The 3,938-nt window shown below is 36.3% G+C and carries 1 protein-coding gene and 1 pseudogene; both read left to right on the top strand.

What is annotated here, in order from left to right; all coding sequences use genetic code 11:
- Positions 1 to 2,695: class I SAM-dependent DNA methyltransferase (locus tag CDZ78_RS18830; RefSeq protein ID WP_087871349.1), on the top strand; the 2,695-nt coding region annotated here is incomplete at its 5' end.
- Between the two features lie 400 nt (positions 2,696 to 3,095).
- Positions 3,096 to 3,890: pseudogene (locus CDZ78_RS18825) on the top strand (IS701 family transposase); the annotation flags it as partial.
- Positions 3,891 to 3,938 lie beyond the last annotated feature (48 nt).

The following is a 3,938-nucleotide window of genomic DNA, read 5'->3' as shown; positions in this document are numbered from 1 at the left end:
ATTAGAAAGCGACATCAAAGCTCTTGTAATGAACATTAATGAAGAAACATTTATTTATGATTTGTTACGTGCTTATGGGCTACCAAAAGCATCTATTACACGATTACAAAAGGGCGATTACAATCTTTCCAAAGTTCAGGATGAAATACTATGGAAAGAGAAGTTATTTTTCAAAAATGAAACTGATATTGATATACATCAGTCCATTGATCAAATACGACTAGATTCTGCTATTACTAAGCAACACCCTCGGTTTCTTGTTGTTACTGACTTTAAAACACTACTATCCGTTGACACTAAAACGGGTGATACATTAGATATTTCGGTTACTGGATTAGCTAAATATTATGACTTCTTTTTACCCTGGGCAGGATTAGAGAGCGTGCAGTTCCAAAGCGAGAACCCTGCTGATGTTAAAGCAGCGGAACGTATGGGGCGTTTGTATGACCTTATTTTAGAAGATAATCCAACAGAAAAAAAAGATGAAATACATGCGCTCAATATCTTTTTATCTCGATTATTATTTTGTTTTTTTGCTGAAGATACAGGTATTTTTCAAGACAATCAGTTTACCAATGCCATAGCATCTCATACAGCAGATGATGGTAGTGATTTACACAACTATTTGCAAAAGTTGTTTGCTGTACTTAACTTACGTGAAAGATCAGAGTATCCACAGTTTTTACAAGACTTCCCTTATGTGAATGGTGGTCTATTTGCTGATGAATACCCCATTCCAAAATTCAGTAATAAATCAAGAAAGATTATCGTTGAATGTGGAGCACTTAACTGGAAAGCTATTAATCCTGATATCTTCGGCTCGATGATTCAGGCCGTAGTGCATAACGACCAACGCAGTAATATGGGTATGCATTACACCTCCGTTGTTAATATTATGAAAGTGATTGACCCACTATTTCTTAATGACTTAAAAGAAGCATTAGAAAAATCGGAATGTAATGAGAAAAAACTCACTAAACTGTTAGGACGACTCTATAACTTACGTATTTTTGATCCTGCCTGTGGGTCAGGTAATTTTCTGATTATTGCTTATAAAGAGCTCTGTCTGTTAGAAATAGAAATTTTTAAGCAACTGCAACAAATTAACACTGCTAAATGGAAAAATAATGTATCAGGTGAGCATTTCAATGATGCCTATATAGCAATATCTGGCTTACACCTGAATCAATTTTACGGTATTGAGTTGGATGACTTTGCTCATGAGACCGCTAAACTGTCTTTATGGTTGACTGAGCATCAAATGAACCTTGCTTTTAAAGAAGTTTTTGGTGAAGTGCGTGCCACTTTACCATTACAGGATAGTGGCAATATTACTTGTGGCAATGCAACGCGCCTGGATTGGGAGGTCGTTTGTCCTATGCTTGATACTAAAGGGAGTGCATTTGAGATTTATATTTTGGGGAATCCGCCTTATATTGGCTCTAAAAATCAAAAAAAATCTCAAAAAAACGACTTAAAGCTAATAGCGGATAGACTTAAAGGTTATGGGATATTAGATTATGTCTCTTGTTGGTTTATTAAAGCAGCAAATTATTTTTTTGATTCTCACTGCAATGTTAGGTGTGCTTTTGTATCTACTAGTTCAATAACACAAGGTGAACAAGTTGCAGTTATGTGGCCATATATTCTCCAGCATGGCTTAGATATATATTTTTCTGTATCTGCATTTAATTGGTCAAATAATGCCCGACAAAACGCTAGTGTGTATTGCGTAATAATTGGCCTAGGTATAAATATAAAAAACAAATATATTTATACCGATAATGCCTGTAAATCAGTTAAAAACATTTCTCCTTATTTAATTGCTAATAGTAGTTGTATTGTAGAAAAGCGAACAAAATCATTAGCTAATTTTCCAATTATGGGCATTGGCAATAAGCCCATAGATGATGGTAATTATCTTTTTTCTAACGAAGAAAAAGAAGAGTTTATTAAGCAAGAACCAAATGCAAAAAATTACTTTTTTAGGTGGTATGGAGGACGAGAGTTTTCAGGGGGAATTATTCGTTGGTGCTTGTTACCGCAAAGAATACCAGACATTGAAATAGAAAGAATGCCTAAAGTCAAAGATCTAGTTAATAAAGTTCAACAATTCAGGTTGAATAGTAGTAGCACCCCTACAATAAAACTGGCACAAACACCTAAAAACTTTCACGTTGAGAATTTTCCTATTTCTGATTATATGGTTGTTCAAAAAGTTTCAACAGGTATACGTAAATACCTTCCTGTTGGGATTTTTAAAAAAGATTTAATCTCTAGTGACCTATTAAATGTAATTAAATCTTCAGACTTGTCTATATTTGCAATTATTTCATCAAAAATGCATATGGTTTGGATGTCCGCTGTTGGCGGTAGGCTTGGAGATGGTTTTAGGTATTCATCCTATCTATGTTACAACACCTTCCCCTTCCCAGAAATCACTGAAGCACAAAAAGCCCCCCTAAAAGACCATGTGTTTAAAGTCCTAGACGAACGTGAACAACACTCTGAAAAAACCATGGCACAACTGTATGATCCCGATAAAATGCCCGAATATTTACGCCTGGCACATCATGAAATGGACTTGGCCGTTGAGCAATGTTACCGGTCAAAGCCCTTTAGCAGTGATGAAGAACGCTTGGAGTATTTATTTACACTCTATGAAGAAATGATTGCTGCAGAGAAAAAGACATGATTGCTGCAGAGAAAAAGACATGATTGGAGAAACAATAAAACATGAAATATTTAGAGTACCTTCAATACCTTCGCCAATTTTAATTTAAGCCAAAAATAACAATATTACACCTATATAAATCAATCGCTTGTAGGCTGTAAAATTCATAAAGATGAGTGTATTTTTATTTTGGCGAAGGTATTGGTACCTTTAGACGGTATATTTAAAATCTATGATTTTAGAGTAGCATTCATAATCGTTTCAAATATTTAATGTTAACTGCCGATGATGCAGAAGAGTTTGGGCAGAATTTCGGAGAAGAAGTATTCGCTAACAATACTACTTTAGAAGTTACGCATTGACAGGCAATGTTAAACTATGAGTATAAAAAACACAAAAGTCATCGTAAGGCTAAACCTTGATAAGAAAAATAACATGCCCATCAACAGCTCGTTGCACCTTACCGATGTATATAAGCTTTTTATTAAGCGAACCTAAGCAAGCTGCAGCCGACTAGGAGAGGTGATGTCAATTTCTCATGATAGTGTTAACCGGTTCTTGAATCGGGAATTATATACTGGACGAGATTTATACAATGAAGCTAGCCCTACATTGAATTTAAAGGGTGGAACCTTGAGTGTAGACGATAGTGTACTTGATAAGCCGTATAGCCAGTACATGGCATTTGTCAGTCATTTTTGGTTCAGGTAAGCATCATCGATCTGTCGAAGGAATAAACCTTGTCACGTTGTATTACACCGATATCCAAGGAAAGCACCAACCTGTTAACTTTCGGGTGGTCGACAAAGCTGAAGGAAAGACAAAAAATGACTATTTTCAGGATATGCTGATCGAAGCACTAGCCTGGGGACTTGAGCCTGCTTTTGTAACAGGAGACAGCTGGTACAGTTGTGTGAGTAACCTTAAATTGATAAGAAATCATCAGATAGGGCTACTTTTTGCACTGGAAAGCAACCGCTTAGTCTCCGTTGAAAAAGGCTCGTGGGTTCAAGTAAAACAGCTGGAAATTTCAGAAGACGGATTAATGGTTTGGCTCAGAAATTTTGGGTATGTAAAATTATTTCGGACAAAGTTGAAAGACCAGCTTCGCCATTATATAAGCGCACTACCCGATAAAGAGAAAACAACTGCTTTTGACAATAAAGCGTTTACCGAACAACATGATAGGCATTGGCAGATTGAACAATATCACCGTCGCTGTCAGCCCCGGACGGGCTGATAGTCTCCAGAAGGCGCAGGGAAA

It is taken from the genome of Bathymodiolus platifrons methanotrophic gill symbiont (assembly GCF_002189065.1).
GTDB lineage: Bacteria > Pseudomonadota > Gammaproteobacteria > Methylococcales > Methylomonadaceae > Methyloprofundus.
The sequence above is the reverse complement of the archived record's forward strand: the minus strand, read 5'-3'. Positions and strand labels throughout refer to the sequence as shown.